We start from the raw sequence: 260 nt of genomic DNA on the forward strand, positions 1-260 counted from the left end.
ATCCCTGAAACAGTAAACTCAGCTTTATCACTTACAATTCCATATCCTAGCGACTCAACTTTTTCCTTAAATTGTTGTGGATTTGTTTTATGGGGATCATACATTATTTTTGTTTTTTCAAGTGCAAAATTTACATTTGCATCATGAACACCTTCTACTTTTTTCAGGCCTTTTTCAATTCTATTTGCACAGGCTGCACATGTCATGCCTGATATTTGGAGATTGGCCTCTTTTTTTTCATTCATGTCTCTCACCTCTAT

The 260-nt window shown here is 34.6% G+C and carries 1 protein-coding gene; it reads right to left on the reverse strand.

Features of this window, described 5'->3' with window-relative positions; all coding sequences use genetic code 11:
- Nucleotides 1–245: cation transporter (locus tag SB775_RS30965; protein ID WP_410865098.1), on the reverse strand; the 245-nt coding region annotated here is incomplete at its 3' end.
- Nucleotides 246–260: the final 15 nt, after the last annotated feature.

This window comes from Peribacillus sp. SIMBA_075, assembly GCF_046534585.1.